General features: G+C 56.9%; 10 protein-coding genes. 9 read left to right on the top strand and 1 reads right to left on the bottom strand.

What is annotated here, in order from left to right; translation table 11 throughout:
- The first annotated feature begins 2 nt into the window (after positions 1-2).
- From E4O92_RS15625 to E4O92_RS15585, 9 genes are all read left to right on the top strand, one after another.
- Positions 3-1,616: an ABC-F family ATP-binding cassette domain-containing protein gene (locus E4O92_RS15625; protein ID WP_135190663.1), complete on the top strand. Its 1,614-nt coding sequence runs from the start codon at positions 3-5 to the stop codon at positions 1,614-1,616.
- Positions 1,617-1,824: 208 nt separating this feature from the next.
- Complete coding sequence (locus E4O92_RS15620; RefSeq protein ID WP_167759808.1) at positions 1,825-4,608, top strand: TonB-dependent receptor plug domain-containing protein; 2,784 nt, start codon at positions 1,825-1,827, stop codon at positions 4,606-4,608.
- Positions 4,609-5,272: 664 nt separating this feature from the next.
- Positions 5,273-7,876 (top strand): type VI secretion system Vgr family protein, encoded by a 2,604-nt coding sequence (locus E4O92_RS15615; protein ID WP_135190661.1) that lies wholly within the window; start codon positions 5,273-5,275, stop codon positions 7,874-7,876.
- A gap of 12 nt (positions 7,877-7,888) precedes the next feature.
- Positions 7,889-9,271 carry a hypothetical protein gene (locus E4O92_RS15610; RefSeq protein ID WP_135190660.1) on the top strand — a complete coding sequence of 461 codons (1,383 nt, stop codon included), beginning with the start codon at positions 7,889-7,891 and terminating at the stop codon, positions 9,269-9,271.
- A 3-nt stretch (positions 9,272-9,274) separates the two neighbouring features.
- Entirely contained in the window at positions 9,275-10,051 is a 777-nt protein-coding gene (locus E4O92_RS15605; protein WP_135190659.1) for a hypothetical protein, read from the top strand.
- Between the two features lie 12 nt (positions 10,052-10,063).
- Positions 10,064-10,342 (top strand): PAAR domain-containing protein, encoded by a 279-nt coding sequence (locus tag E4O92_RS15600; RefSeq protein WP_135190658.1) that lies wholly within the window; start codon positions 10,064-10,066, stop codon positions 10,340-10,342.
- A 425-nt stretch (positions 10,343-10,767) separates the two neighbouring features.
- Positions 10,768-10,980, top strand: coding sequence for a helix-turn-helix transcriptional regulator (locus E4O92_RS25505; protein WP_135190657.1), 213 nt, complete (start codon positions 10,768-10,770; stop codon positions 10,978-10,980).
- Between the two features lie 24 nt (positions 10,981-11,004).
- Entirely contained in the window at positions 11,005-11,901 is an 897-nt protein-coding gene (locus E4O92_RS15590; RefSeq protein WP_135190656.1) for a hypothetical protein, read from the top strand.
- Complete coding sequence (locus tag E4O92_RS15585; protein WP_135190655.1) at positions 11,888-12,208, top strand: hypothetical protein; 321 nt, start codon at positions 11,888-11,890, stop codon at positions 12,206-12,208. Before E4O92_RS15590 ends, E4O92_RS15585 begins: the two co-directional genes overlap by 14 nt.
- Positions 12,209-13,474: 1,266 nt before the next feature.
- Here the strand turns inward: E4O92_RS15585 and ychF are convergent.
- The gene (gene ychF, locus E4O92_RS15580; protein WP_135190654.1) at positions 13,475-14,566 is read right to left on the bottom strand and encodes a redox-regulated ATPase YchF; all 1,092 of its coding nucleotides are present in this window, start codon (positions 14,564-14,566) and stop codon (positions 13,475-13,477) included.
- Positions 14,567-14,740: the final 174 nt, after the last annotated feature.

Genomic DNA, 14,740 nt, shown 5'->3' with positions numbered 1-14,740 from the left:
GCATGACGAATACTTATCTCGCGCTGGAAAGCGTGTCTTATGTTCTGCCGGATGGCAGGACCCTTTTCTCCGACCTGCGTGAACAGTTCGACTCACGCCACACGGGCTTGGTCGGGCGCAATGGCACCGGCAAGACGGTGCTGGCACATATGCTTGCCGGCCAACTGCAACCAACCACCGGACGCTGTGTGCGCTCGGGCAGCGTGCATTACCTCGCCCAGCAGGTATCGCATCCCGCGCTCTGCACCGTTGCAGGTCTTGCGGGCGTGCAGGATACATTGGATGCACTGGCGCGCATCGAGGCGGGCAGCACCGAACCACAGGATTTTGATGCCGTCGGCGATCGCTGGGACATCCACCAGCGGCTGGGCCATGAATTGGAGCGTAATGGCCTCGGTCATCTCGACGTGACGACGCCAGCCGCCACGCTCAGCGGCGGCGAGGCCATGCGCATCGCCCTGATCGGCGCCACGCTGTCGGACGCGGACTTTTTGATTCTCGATGAGCCAAGCAATCACCTTGACCGGCCGAACCGGCAGGCCCTGATCGAGCAATTGCAGACTTGGGCGCGTGGCCTGCTGGTGATCAGCCATGACCGGCAATTGCTGGAGACCATGGAGCGCATCGTGGAATTGTCCTCGCTCGGACTGCAAAGCTATGGCGGGAACTACACGTTCTATGCCCAGTGCAAGACGCAGGAGCGGCAGAACGCCCTCCAACAGCTCGATCAACGCAAGCTCGAACGCCAGCGCGAAGAACAAGCCATGCGCGAACAGCGAGAGCGCCAGGAGCGGCGGCAGGCCCGCGGTAACCAGCATGGAAAAGACGCTAACCAGGCCAAAATCCTGCTGGGCCGCCAGAAGGAGCGCAGCGAAAGTTCGGCGGGCAAGCAGCGCCAGCAACATGCGGCCAGCCGGGAACAGCTCGCCCAACGCGTGCGCGAGGCTGCGCAGCAGGTAGAAGACGACGCGCCCATTTCCTTGCACGCCCTGCCGGTAATCCAGGCCCCGCAGCGCCGCGTTGCGGAACTTGACGCGGTGGAGCTGCCTTTCGTATCCGGCCCCACCCGCCACATCAGCCTGACGTTGGGCGGACAGCGGCGCGTGGGCGTAGTCGGCCCGAACGGTTGCGGAAAATCCACCCTGCTCAAGGTGCTGGCGGGCCAGCTTGAGCCGTTGGCCGGAGTCTGCAAGGTCACGCCTGAGTGCGTCTATCTCGACCAGAAGCTGGCCAATCTGGACCCAAAGCGGCCGGTGCTCGAACAGATACAGGCGGTCAACCGCACGTTGACGGAAGGCGATCTGCGCATGCGGCTGGCGCAGCTCGGTTTGGATGCACAGAAGATTGTGGCTCCCAGCGGCGCGCTCAGCGGCGGAGAACGCCTGAAGGCCGCGCTGGCCTGTGTGCTCTATGCCGATCCGCCCGCGCAACTGCTATTGCTCGATGAGCCCAGCAACCACCTCGATCTTCCTTCGGCGCAGGCACTGGAAGCCATGCTACGCGACTACAAAGGCGCCTTGATCGTTGTGTCGCACGACGATGCGTTCATGGACAACCTTGGGCTGACGGATCGGTTACTGGCGGCCGAGCACGGGTGGCGCCTGGAGCCATGCTAATCACATCAGGTTTTGATGACATTGGCATAACACACGAGGCAGTGAAATGACGTGCGGGCGATGACCAGAAGTTTTCCACTCGTAAAAAAACAACAAATTGAACATTTCAATTTAGGAACTCTTTCATTCTGACACTATGTCTGCCAGACTTGTAGCGATGCATACATTTTATGCATCTCGCAAATCAATAGGCATTAGAGAGAAAAAGTTGAATAAAAATCTAGTATTAAAGCCGAGCGTGCTCGCTGTCGCGCTTGCCATTGGAGCTTCCCAAGCTGCATTTGCCCAAGAGACTGTTAAACCCACCGCCACGGTCTACATCACCGGTTCGAACATCAAGCGCATCGACGGCGAGACCGCCTCGCCGGTGACCGTGTTGCGCCGTGAGGACATCAAGGCAACCGGCGCCAACACCGTGCGCCAGGTGCTCGATACGCTGACCTCGTTTGACACCACCAGCCTGTCGGACAATGGCGGCCGTACCGGCTTCGCGTCCGGCGCGACTGGCGCGGCGACGCGTGGCCTGGGCATGGGCGCCACCCTGTTGCTGGTCAATGGTCGGCGCATTTCGAACTATGCGTTGGCTGACGGCGGCCAGACCACTTTCGTGAACCTGGACGCGATCCCGGCCGACGTGATTGATCGTATCGAAGTGCTGCGCGATGGCGCATCGGCACTGTACGGTTCCGATGCGATGGCTGGCGTCATCAACGTCATCACCCGTAACACCTATGAAGGTGTGCGGGTGAGCGGCAGCTCGGAAAGGAACGAGAGCCACCACTACGGCGGCCAAGATACGGCAGGCCTCGTCGGTGGCCTGGGCAACCTGGAGCGCGACGGCTACAACATCTTCGCCGACCTGGAACTCTACCAGCGCAAGCAGGTCATGCAGTCGGAAGTCATGGGGTTCTACCCGGCGTGGTACAAGAAATATGTCAGCCCCGCGTACGGCGATCCAGTCCTGACGTCATACCCCGGCAACTTGAACGAAGCGGCTGCCAACGGCAACAAAGCGGTGCGCGAGGCAATCAAGGGTTGCCCGACCATCAATTCCGCCGGGCTGTGCACGAGCGACCTGACCGGCATCAGCCAGGTCACCGACCCTGCTAAACGCCTCACCTTCTTTAGCCAAGGTCGCCTGAAGATCAACAACGACTTGCGCGCCTTTGCCGAAGTGTCGTATTCCAGGACCCAGACCACCTACCTCCCGCTGCCTTATGCCAACGCGGCCGGTAGCCCGACCACCTGGTTCGACGGCTTTGCCAAGAAGTCGCAGTCGGTTGCCAAGCCTAAGCTCCCGGTTGGCAACCCGGCTAACCCGTACTCGTTCCCAGTCGGGATCGATTACCGCTTCATGGACAATCTGGGCATGTGGTCCAACCCGTCCAAGTCGAACCAGTATCGCGTGATGGCTGGCCTGGAAGGCTCGCTCGCCAATGGCTGGGAATGGCAAGCCGCCGCCGGCCGCCTGTCTGCCGATACCAGGGTAACCGACCGCGGTGCGCACCGCGACGCGATGCCTGCAGCGGTGGAAAGCGGTGAATACAAGATCGGTGGCCAGAATAGCCAGGCGTTGCTGGACCGGATGTTCCCGCAAGTCGAAACCAACGGTAAAACCTCGCAAGATTTCGTGGATGCCAAGCTGACTGGCGAACTGATGTCCCTGCCCGCAGGACCGCTGTCGTTTGCGATCGGCGGCGATTTCCGTCGCGAGAGCATGGCCGTGAAGTCGTCCGATGACATCCTGTATGCCAAGATCATCGGCCGCGGCTCGCTGTGGATCGATGGCAAGCGCAACTTGTCGGCACTGTATACGGAACTGAATGCACCCGTGACCAAGCAGCTGGAACTGAACGGCGCACTGCGCGTCGACGCAGCCAGCGGCTTTAAGTCGCACGTATCGCCGAAGTTGGGCGCGAAATTTGTTGCAACTCCACAGCTGATGTTCCGCGGAACGCTGGCTGGCGGTTTCCGCACGCCGAACATCCCGGAAACGCTGGGCAAGGTGGGCTTGACCGGCTTCTTCAACAGCACGCTGGACCCGAAGCGCTGCGACACTGCAACCAAGATTCGTGACATCCTCAAGAACGGCACTTCGACCGACAAGACCGATGCCACCACTGCGTACAACTCGGGCTGCCTGACCTCGGTTCCTGCGATGATTTCGTCGAGCAAGGATCTCACGCCCGAGACTTCGCGCAGCCTGACCCTGGGCTTCGTGTTCGAGCCGGTGAAAAACACGAGCTTTACCCTCGACTACTTCAAGATCGAGCGTAAGGACGAGATTGCGTACCGCGACATTGATTACGTCATGGCGCGCGAAAGCGACCCGGCATACGCCAAGCTCATGGTCCGCAATGCAGTGAGCGACCAAGACCGTCGTCTGGCCGCACGTGCGAACGAGCTCCAGCCCGGTGCGAACCTGGCGTTTGCGGTCGGCACTATGCAGTCGCTGCTGTTGGGCTACGAGAACTTCGGCAAGACCCAATCCTCGGGCATCGACTTTGACACGACCACGCGCTTTAACATGGGCAGCTATGGCACGCTCAACCTCGGCTTGACGAATACCCTGTCGCTGTCCCGTCGCACCTGGGACGTCGATAGCGGTACCTATCGTCCGAACACCGTCGGTTTGCGTAATACCCCGCGCCTGGTTTCGGTGTTCACCGGTTCCTGGAAGAAGGGCGCCCTGACCTCCACGATGCGTGTGACCCGCACCTCGGCGACCATGCTGAACAACAGTGAAGCGGACGAAGCTAGCTGGGGCGAAGCTGGCTGCGTGGCGCGCATCAAGCCGGTTGGCGACGACCTGCAGTGCTTCCGCCGTGCCGACGTGCGCACCGACCTGAATTTCGTGTACTCGGGATTCAAGAACACGCGTGTGACGCTCAACATCCGCAACGCGCTGCTCGCTTCGGCGCCTGTCAACCTGCGTGACGGCTATTCCCTGCGTCCGCGTTCGTTCAAGCTCGCTGGCGAGTATCAGTTCTAAGGTACTCCGTTCGCGCGCTCCTCCCGGAGCGCGCGACGATGCCGGACACGAGCATTTGCCTTAATCGGCAGAAAACGCCCTTCGGGGCGTTTTCTTTTTGCGCTGCCTCGCCAAGCGCAGATGCCTCATTCACATCTATCCGTGCGTGGCAATCCACAGGCCGCGCGCTTTCACGCCCCGCATGTGTCCGCGTTAACAACGCACGCATGCCCGCCCTGACAGACAACGAACTGCAGTTGTCAGCGGTCCCCTCGTACGTTTGCAATGACGAATGTCAACTTGCCCCATTGTGCGGCATGGCACTGTTTCGTATGCAAATCTTTCGTGCCAGAAATCGACATGAACTCTCCCAGCTTAGCCGGCCTGGTTCCAGATTTCATCCAATCAAATCGACCGATCCGTTTGCGCCTATCACATCGGGATTCACGGGCTATAGGAACCGCGTCAGAAATTCCTTCATTCAGGCCGGCAGTTGTGCAGGGCGTCAACTGTAGTTGTGGCAACGCAACTCAGCCGATGCGTCTTCATGCCAACATCGCAGCCTTCAGGCAACAACCGCATAAGCGCTCGTCACGAGCGTCCTGCCGTCGCTTCAAGCTATCGGGCGCATTTGGCTAGAGTGCGATCGCCGCGGGACTTCTCTTCTGGAATTTTAGGGTCATGTATGACGAATATGAGCCGATCAATTTACGATTTGGTTTACGGCAGACAGTACAACCGCATCCTGCGACTGTCGTTTCCCCATAATGATTCCCCCGCAGCCCAACTTCTAGTCAACAAGCTAGTTGCAGTGGAAGGCTTGTCCAAGGACTTTGAGTTCACGGTCGAGTTACTGTCGGATGACCCAAGCATTGCGCTGAAAGAGGTGCAGGGTAAGCTGCTCAACATCGAACTGGTCCGCAGAGACGGTAGCTTGCGCTACTTCTCCGGCTATGTGTTCAGCTTTCGCCGTTGGCGTTCGGATGGCGGAATCACCTTCTATGAAGCCAAGCTAGGCCCTTGGCTGAAGTTCCTCAGCCTGCGTAAAAATAACTATCTCTTCCATGGCAAGACACTGCGGGCGCAGACAGAAACGATTTTGCAGGACTACGGCATCTACTCGAAATGGCAATGGCGAGTGACCGCAGACGATCCCGCCATGACCGACGCATGCCAGTTCGACGAGACTGACTTCAACTATTTGAGCCGGCGCTGGGAGGCAGCAGGTTGGTATTACTGGTACGAACACGATGCCGATGGGCACACGCTTATCGTCGCCAGCGACTCCACCTACGCGCCTGCGATTGATGGTGACACAGAGGTCCGCTTCCACGGCGAAGGCGGCGCCGTGGAGGAGGACGCAATCGACCGTTGGTCGCCAGTGCGTCACGTCATGCCATCCAGCTTTGCCTCAATTAGTTTCAATTTCAAATCACCGGTCTCGCGCCCGGTCGAGGTTCCGACGTTAAACAAGCAGGGGAATGTGCCAGCGCTCGAATCCTACGAATACGCCGGCGCATACGGCTTCAAAGACTGGGCAGATGGCGATGCGCAATGCCGAGTTCGCATGGAAGAAATCGAGGCTGTAGCCAAGTACGTTGAAGCGGAGAGCAACAACCGATGCCTCCTTCCGGGTCGTTGGTTCAAACTGATTGATCACTTCAATCACTACTCTTACGCTACGTCCGAGAAGGACGACTTTTTGGTTTTGTCAGTCCGTCATATCGCCACAAATAACTACCTTCAGGAGCCAGATGAAAAAATCAACTATCGCAACTGGTTGACCTGCACCCGTAAAAATGTTCGCTGGCGACCCGGTCGCGGCTTCAACAGCACAGATACGAGGATTCTCGCCCCTCAAACGGCCACGGTCGTCGGCCCTCCCGGGCCGGACCGAATCTATACCGACGGATACGGACGTGTACGGGTGCAGTTCCACTGGGACAGAGAGGGCACTAATGATGAGCGGAGCTCCGCCTGGCTTCGAGTGTCCAGTTCTTGGGCTGGCAGCGAACTCGGAGCTATCGCGATCCCACGGGTGGGCACTGAAGTAGTCGTCCAGTGGCTGGGTGGCTGCCCGGATCGTCCGATCATTACGGGGGCAGTATTCAACGAACGGAACATGCCGCCGTGGACGGTACCATCCCAGCAAGCACTCGCTGGGTTCCGAAGCCGGGAGCTTGCGCCTCGCGGCGGCAATTCACCGACCGGCCGCAGCAACCACCTGATCCTCGACGATACCTACCAGCAAATCCAGGCCCAGCTAAAAAGCGATCATCGGTGTAGCCAGCTCTCGTTAGGGCACATCACCCGGATACCAGACACCGCCGGCCGCCGCGATGCTAGGGGCGAAGGCTGGGAGATCGCCACAGATGCTTGGGGCGTCGCGAGGGCCGGCAGCGGCATGCTGATTACAACGGAAGCCAGGCCCAACGCTGCCGGACACATCAAGGACATGGGCGAGACCGTGCAGCGTCTTACCGCCGCTCGCGAAATGCAGGAGAGCCAAGCTGAGTTGGCCGAGCAGAACGGGGCCCAAGAAAAGCAGGGGCAACAATCGGACGTTGCGAACACGCTGAAGGCGCAAATTGATGCGATCCGTGGCAAAGATGCCTCTTCACAAAACAGCTTTCCAGAGTTGTCTGAGCCGCACTTAGTTCTCGCTAGCCCGGCAGGCATCGCCACTACCACGGCCCAATCCACGCACATCGCCAGTGATTTGAATACAGCTATCACGACTGGCAAGAGCGTGGCCATCGCAGCCGGAGATGGTTTCTTTGCAAGCGTCCGCCAAACGATTCGCCTTTTCGTGCAGCGAGCCGGGATGAAGTTGATCGCTTCTGCCGGTGATATCGACATCAAGGCGCTCACTGACAACATCAATCTGCTCGCCAAGCTGAACATTACCCAGACTGCCAATCGAATCCTCATTAACGCCACAGAAGACATCGTGATCAATGGCGGTGGCAGCTATGTGAAATTAAGCGCCGGGGGCATCGAGCACGGGACCAACGGCACTTTTGTCGCCCACGCTGCCACACACGATTTCGTTAGTAGCAAGAGCATGGCAGCTCCGGACCTGAAAACAGACGTGGTCGACATTGCCGTGAAGCGGGACTTGCATCTGGAATACGTTGACGCAGATGAGGTTCCGCTGCAAGACGATCCTATCCAAGCCCACGCCTGGGACGGTGAGAAGCATGACACCAGGCTCGACGGTTCAGGTAGAACAACCCTCGCGAATGTCTCCCGTGGTTCGTTCCGGGCCGAACAAATCAGGCGGAAATAGTCGAGATAAACGATGACGACAGCCACTAAAAATAGCGACGACGACCTGTCAGTGCAAGAGCATTGCATCGACCTCCCGGGGGAAACTGTCCAGTGCTGGATCGGTGGAGGCACAGACAAGCTCAAGGTCATATTGCGGAAGCACCGCGATGTCATTTTTGATATCCACCTCGGCAACGGTAAAACCTACACATTGGAGGCTACCGAGTCCGATTTTTACAATGCTCGTGACAAGAAGCTCGTCTTTGCCGCTCAGCACGGTAAGGTCACGTTCAGAGACGGCGAGCGAATGCACGTCTGGGTTAGCCGGGGTTTCCGCGGGTCGCTCATCCTTAAGTGCGATAGCCACGTCATCTCCGAGGTGAAGCCAAATGAATGGGATAGGCAGCGCCACAGTGACGACCCAAAAGAGAAACCTGCACCAATTATCGTAGCGATGGGTGCCGCTCCTGCAACGGCAAGACCGCAGGAGTCAGCGAAGCGGGTAAATGAGGCCGCTCATCATGAAGAAGAACAATCTCTTCATGTGCACGAAGTATCGAAGGAAGGTGCACCAGCGGCCGTACTCAAGTTCTTCGAAGAGGGCGGGGAACCGCTGCATTTAGACAGCGAAAACATCGTTACCCGCAACTGGATCATTGCCCAGCTCGGGGGCGTGGGTGGCTACGGTTTCGACAATCGTGTGTGGATCAAAGAGCTGATGGGTTGCAAATTTCATTTACAAAAGGTCGCTCACAAGTCCGGGACGAAGGTGTACATGATTTTTAACGGAAACCACAGGCTACGCGAGATGATGTCGGCCACCCGCTATGGCCTGGGACACGCAAAAATCGTGAGAATAACCGGCGGGGCAGGAGGAATGAAACAAGGGTGGGATGCGGCAAAAGGAGCAACTAAAGACGCCTTCAAGGTATTTGCCAAAGAAGAAGGAAAAATGGTGGCAAAAGGCGCAGGCGTCGCACTCATCTTCACCATTGCGCTGGACTTCACGGAGTGGCACAAAGACTATTCTGAGATCGGTCCCGACGGTAAGCCGAAGAAAGATCTTTACGACCTGTTTGCAAAAGTGGGAATCGATCTAGCCAAAGCCGGCTTGGTTGCAGCGCTAACCACCGCCTCAGTTGCCACACTGTTTGGTTTGGCCGCGATGGTCACCAGTGCTGCACTTGCTGCCCCCGTGGTCCTCGTAGTCGTGGGCACAATCGCAGTTAGTGTTTTCGTGGCACTTGGTGTCGACTGGGTCGACAAAACAATTGGACATGCGTTGGGCGAGGAAGACTCATCTACTTGGCTTGCGAAAAAATTCCGTGAGACAGCAGAATATCTTGAGAAAACGAGTAAGGATTTTCGGTATGTGCGCTATTCACTAACTCCGGTTTTGCCGATAATGAGGTGAAGCATGCAAGAAAAAATACTCGCCCCTGCGCCTCCCTCTGCCGGCTCACACATGAAAGCAATGGTCCGCGCGGCATCATTTGGTGGGCTATTCCTTTCTCTAGTCGGTACTCTTATCGTCTGGGCGGCAGTCAACTCCTTTCATTGTTCAGCGTTGATCTGGGAGATCTCACTCGCCCTCAACCTAGTTGCTTTTGTGATGACTTGGATCCTTTATCTCCCCTTCAAAAATACGGATAAGCTCCTCGGCCACGGCCTGATGTCGCTCTTCATGTTGTTCAGTTCGTTCTGGCTGTTCGGGTTCGCGATGTTTTACGCATATTTCATATTCGCACCGATGAATCCTTATGCTCGAGCCGGAGTGTTGACGGTTGTCACCGGAGCACTGCTCTACCGAGTTTATCAGATTGTTCTCGATATCCGTGAAGCGTTTCGTAAAAACAAGAATTTGTTTGACCAGATGTATAGCGTTAACGCGATTAGTATTACCTACAACGGCGAAGCCTATGGGTGGCTGCAAAAAGCGCGTAGGGAGCGCAATCCGTTCACATCAATCCATGCCTATGCTGCGATGATTGTTTCACCGTTCGTACTGACATTGGACAGATTATTAAGCCCCCTTCTAGGACACGGGCATGGCGTTTTTATAGTTGGCACTTTTTTCGCCGTTCCGATCTTGCTCTGGGGTGTGGAGCTATTTGTGCAAACGATCGTTACGATGATTTACTACCCTATTAAGTTGCAGCAAAGTACAGGGAAGCCAGTATTGCTGAAAGATTGATAGGAGCTCAACGTGACCCATAAGATTATCGTGGTAGGTGACTCTACGGACCATAATGGAACAGTCATCAGCGGCTCGCCAGTACACGCTGTTGATGGCGTGCCAATTGCTCGGCTTGGAGACGAAGTAGATTGTCCTCAGCACTATCCGGGCGGTAAGCCCCACGGTGTGAACAAAATCATCACCGGGCATCCAACTGTCAAAGTTGGAGGGGTTCCTGTTGCGGTCGACGGTTGCGTCACCGAATGCGGGTGTAAGCTCATCGGCAAAAAACGAGCGAGTGCATGGTGAAGTCGAGAGGACTCGGCAATAGTGTCGTCAAACCACAACACCACGAAAAATAATTTGTGCCACGTCGTTTTGCTTATGTCAAAACCAGCCCTCGCTGCAAGTGCCTGAAAAACAAGGTTTTTTTCTGTCAGAATTTCGTCGTTGCAGTATTCGATCGCCGCGTCAAATTTTTCGCTTTCTCTATCTGCTGACTGCGCAAAATTCCAACTCCCCCTGTAAGCTCAGATCGCCGGACAAACCCGTTGCATGACGCGGTTCGCTCACAAGGAGCTTAGTCAAAAAAACGTCGTCGCAAGTTTCTTCGTTTTGAAGAGAGATTCGACATTCCAGATGCGCTTCGCAGATTACCGACCGGATTTAGCACTGTCGACAAAGCAAGCTGAAACATGAAGAATCGGCGCATTACTTCATGAAAGGGCATAACTATGACAGCGCGAATCCTGCGGTATTCGGATCTCGAAGTTCAGCTTGGGCTGGACCGGATTACAATCTGGCGACGGATGAAGTGCGCCCCCACGTTCCCTCGACCAATCCCCTTGGCGAACGGTAAGCGGACGACCGCGGTTGGCTTTTTAGCTGATGAAGTTGAAGCTTGGATTGCACAGCAAGCCGCGGCCAGAAGCGCCAACCAGGCGTAAACCGCGTAGAACGGCGCTGTCCCAATGTATCAGCTCGTCCAAGTGAGGCGCCCTCTCTCGGCGAATTTCACCCAACTTCCAAATGACCTCGTCAGAAATTTCTCACTGAGCCTTAAGGCACGCGGTCTTCTTGCGCTATTGCTATCGCTGTCGCCAAAGGCTCACGTGAGTCTGGACAGATTATCCGCAGGAAAACTCGACGGGGAGGCTGCGGTGCGCAGTGCAATGAAAGAGCTGGAAAAGCATGGATACCTTCACGTCGTGCGTGAGCGCGGGCCAACCGGCCAATTTGTTCGTACACGATGGTTAGTTAGCGACCAGCCAATCATGGATTGGACTCCATACCTTGGAAATCGTGCCGTGGATAAGCCAGCCGTCGCTCCGCCAGCAAACGACATACCTCCTCATACTAATACTAAGCTTCTAGAAAAACAGAAAACAATAAGAACTACTACAGCAATGAAGCCGTCCACGCTGCAATCGCTATCGATTGACGATCGAAACCGCGAGTCGTGGTTGTGGTTTTGCGAAAAGCTCTCGTTAGACCCCGAAAAGACTCGACGAGACTGTGGAGGCCTCGACCAAGCTATGGCGATCGACTTATTAGCCGAAGCCTACGGCCGCAAGCAACAGGGCAGCATTCGGACCTCCGTACCGCAACTGCTGACCGGACTGATCCACCGCGCGCGCGACGGCAAATTTAACCTGTGCGCAGGGGCCCACATCCGGGCAGACATGCCAGAAATTTTGAGGCGACAGCGCGCAGTACAGCTTGCTGCCCTGCCCGCTTTAGCTCCTAGCGTGCCACACGGCAGTGTCAACATTACCTCACCAAAGGAGCACATCGAGAACATAAAGCATTTGCTCAAGCATCCCAAGCGGGATGCCTGCCAACTGGAGACCGAGCATGAACGATCTTGATTTCGAACGCCGATTTACGTGGGAGGATGTGATCGCCGATGGCGTATGGGCGGGCGTGGGGTGGGCTCAGCACTGCCTTCTGAGCAACGACCGTATCGATATCGCGTGTCGGCAGGTTCCGGAAGCTGTGTTCACTAAGCTGATAAAGCTTACCATCATCGCGTGCGACGAAGTAACGCTCATTGAACTACCAACAGCGAATCCATACTTCGCGAGTACATTGCAGCCATGTCGTTCGACGCAGTTCGGTCTCGTCTTCGATCGGCAACTTCGCCGAAAGCACACTTGGCAGCGTATGAGCTGTTAGATGGACTGGCCAGTGACGGGCTTCTGAAGTTTGTACCTCCATCCCAACCAAGAAAACGCCGTGGTCAGCTTACACATTGACGACACAATATGTAGCCGTCTGTTGGCACATTGCTGGCATCAAGCGGCACCTTTGGTCGCACAAACTGTGACACCTGCTCGGCGCAATGTAGGAGCACTATTGGCACCCGCGTATCACATTGATGACACACTCGAAGCGTGGGTCCAGGGGCATAGCTCCTGGCCGACATTTGTTGCGGCGAACGCCGCGACAAATATAGTCGGTCACTATATTTGCCAACACGGTGCTGCATGACGACAGGCTGAATTCAGTTTGTCCACATCGCCGTGTACTCGCTGGGTCACCAGCAAAAACTGCGCGCGACGCCGGTAGAAAGTGGGCTGTCCGCGACATCATCGCTGAGGCCAGCCGCGAACCGCAGGCATGTCTGCACGTTCCCTCGCCAACGCCCCCGATTCTGTTACATGGCCCCACTCTTGCCGAGCTTGAAGCCGAGGTAGCTACTATCCATGGGCGCAGCACCGACGCTGCTGGTCGACGATTGCGAAGGGATGCCTCCGTGTTGCTCGCTGGCGTCGCTTCGTATCGCCGTGACGGCAGTGAATACGAATACTGGAAGCGAGCCACCGTTGAATGGCTACAACTGGAATTCGGCGAAGGCCTTCGCACCGTGGTCGAGCACACCGATGAGGCGCATCCGCACTTGCATTTCTACGCAGTCAACTCCACTAGCGGCAACGTGAAGGACATGCATCCGGGTTTTCGTGCATCGAAGGGCGCTCCAACGCCGAAAGAACAACGCGTCGCATACAACACAGCGATGCGCGCATTCCAGGATAGATTCTGGGAACATGTGGCAGGGCCGTCTGGGCTCGCTCGGCTCGGACCTGGGCGTCGGCGCTTGAGCAGGGCTCAATGGGCACGGGAAAGTGTTGCCCTTCCCGCACAAGCCGCAATTCTGCAACGCAGTCATTGAGCCGATAGATTCCTTCCTTGCGCCTTGCAGCGCGGCACTGAGCATCGGTGAGCATGTGAGCAAGGTCGTTGTGGAGACGCACCCATCATATACACCATTCGTTCCGATCCGCAAGTTTCATATACACCTCCATATGCACTTATTCAGCACATCTGCAAGATGTTTCATGCAACAACAAGAAATAAGAAAGCCCCGATCTACGGGGCTCTCTGAACGATTTCGGACGATTTTTGCAAGCTGCTGAAACCGTCTGAAATGGGTTACTCGAATCAGACGTTGAACAGGAAGTTCAGCACATCCCCATCCTTGACGACATATTCCTTGCCCTCGGCGCGCATCTTGCCTGCTTCCTTGGCGCCGGCTTCGCCCTTGTAGGTGATGAAGTCATCGAACGAAATCGTCTGCGCGCGAATGAAGCCGCGCTCGAAGTCGGTGTGGATCACGCCGGCCGCCTGCGGGGCGGTATCGCCAATGTGGATGGTCCAGGCGCGCACTTCCTTCACGCCCGCGGTGAAGTAAGTCTGCAGGCCCAGCAGCTTGTATGCGGCGCGGATCAGGCGGTCCAGGCCCGGCTCCTGCATGCCCATGTCGGCCAGGAAGACTTCCCTGTCGGCATCGTCGAGGCCGGCGATTTCCGATTCGATGGCGGCCGAGATCGCGACGATCGGGGCGTTCTGCTTGTTGGCAAATTCGGTCAGCTGGTCGAGCAGCGGGTTGTTGGTAAAGCCGCTTTCGGAAACGTTGGCCACGTACATCGCGCGCTTGGCGGTGATCAGCTGCAGCGGCTTGATCAGCGCCAGCTCTTCCTCGTCCAGGCCGAGCGTGCGCACCGGTTGGCCTTCGTTCAGATGCGGCAGCAGGCGCTCGAGCAGCGCACACAGCTTGGCCGCTTCCTTGTCACCCGAGCGCGCCTTCTTCTGTTCGCGCTGGAGCACTTTCTCGACCGTGCTCATGTCGGCCAGCGCCAGCTCGGTCTGGATCACTTCGATGTCGTCGATGGGACTGACCTTGCCGGCCACGTGCACGACGTTCGGGTCTTCGAAGCAGCGCACGACGTTGACGATCGCATCGGTTTCGCGGATGTGCGACAGGAATTGGTTGCCCAGGCCCTCGCCCTTGGAAGCGCCGGCCACCAGGCCCGCGATATCGACGAACTCGACGATGGCCTTGACCACGCGTTCCGGTTTGACGATCTCGGCCAGCGCGTTGATGCGCGGGTCCGGCACCTCGACCACGCCGACGTTCGGCTCGATGGTGCAGAACGGATAGTTTTCAGCCGGGATGCCGGCCTTGGTCAGTGCGTTGAACAGGGTGGACTTGCCAACGTTGGGCAGGCCGACGATGCCGCATTTGAGGCTCATGGGAAAAACCTTTAGTGATCAGTTAGTTAAACGAACGCGCACACGCGAAAAGCGCTGCCGAACCGACGCTGGCGAAGCAGCGGTTGATGGTCCCAGACACGGCTCGCGGAACTCAACGAAAGTGAGCGCCGTTCACCAGATTTTGTATTCGCTTTTACGAAAAATATGTCTATT

Origin of the sequence: Massilia horti (assembly GCF_004614195.1) — a bacterium.
GTDB lineage: Bacteria > Pseudomonadota > Gammaproteobacteria > Burkholderiales > Burkholderiaceae_D > Telluria > Telluria horti.
Note: the sequence above shows the minus strand (reverse complement) of the source record. Positions and strands in the feature narration are given on the sequence as shown.

Excerpts from the sequence above, each read along its gene's own strand:
- E4O92_RS15615 (WP_135190661.1), top strand. The coding sequence starts at position 5,273 with ATGACGAATATGAGCCGATCAATTTACGATTTGGTTTACGGCAGACAG.
- E4O92_RS15590 (WP_135190656.1), top strand. The coding sequence starts at position 11,005 with ATGTATCAGCTCGTCCAAGTGAGGCGCCCTCTCTCGGCGAATTTCACC.
- E4O92_RS25505 (WP_135190657.1), top strand. The coding sequence starts at position 10,768 with ATGACAGCGCGAATCCTGCGGTATTCGGATCTCGAAGTTCAGCTTGGG.
- E4O92_RS15610 (WP_135190660.1), top strand. The coding sequence starts at position 7,889 with ATGACGACAGCCACTAAAAATAGCGACGACGACCTGTCAGTGCAAGAG.
- E4O92_RS15625 (WP_135190663.1), top strand. The coding sequence starts at position 3 with ATGACGAATACTTATCTCGCGCTGGAAAGCGTGTCTTATGTTCTGCCG.
- ychF (WP_135190654.1), bottom strand. The coding sequence starts at position 14,566 with ATGAGCCTCAAATGCGGCATCGTCGGCCTGCCCAACGTTGGCAAGTCC.
- E4O92_RS15585 (WP_135190655.1), top strand. The coding sequence starts at position 11,888 with ATGAACGATCTTGATTTCGAACGCCGATTTACGTGGGAGGATGTGATC.
- E4O92_RS15605 (WP_135190659.1), top strand. The coding sequence starts at position 9,275 with ATGCAAGAAAAAATACTCGCCCCTGCGCCTCCCTCTGCCGGCTCACAC.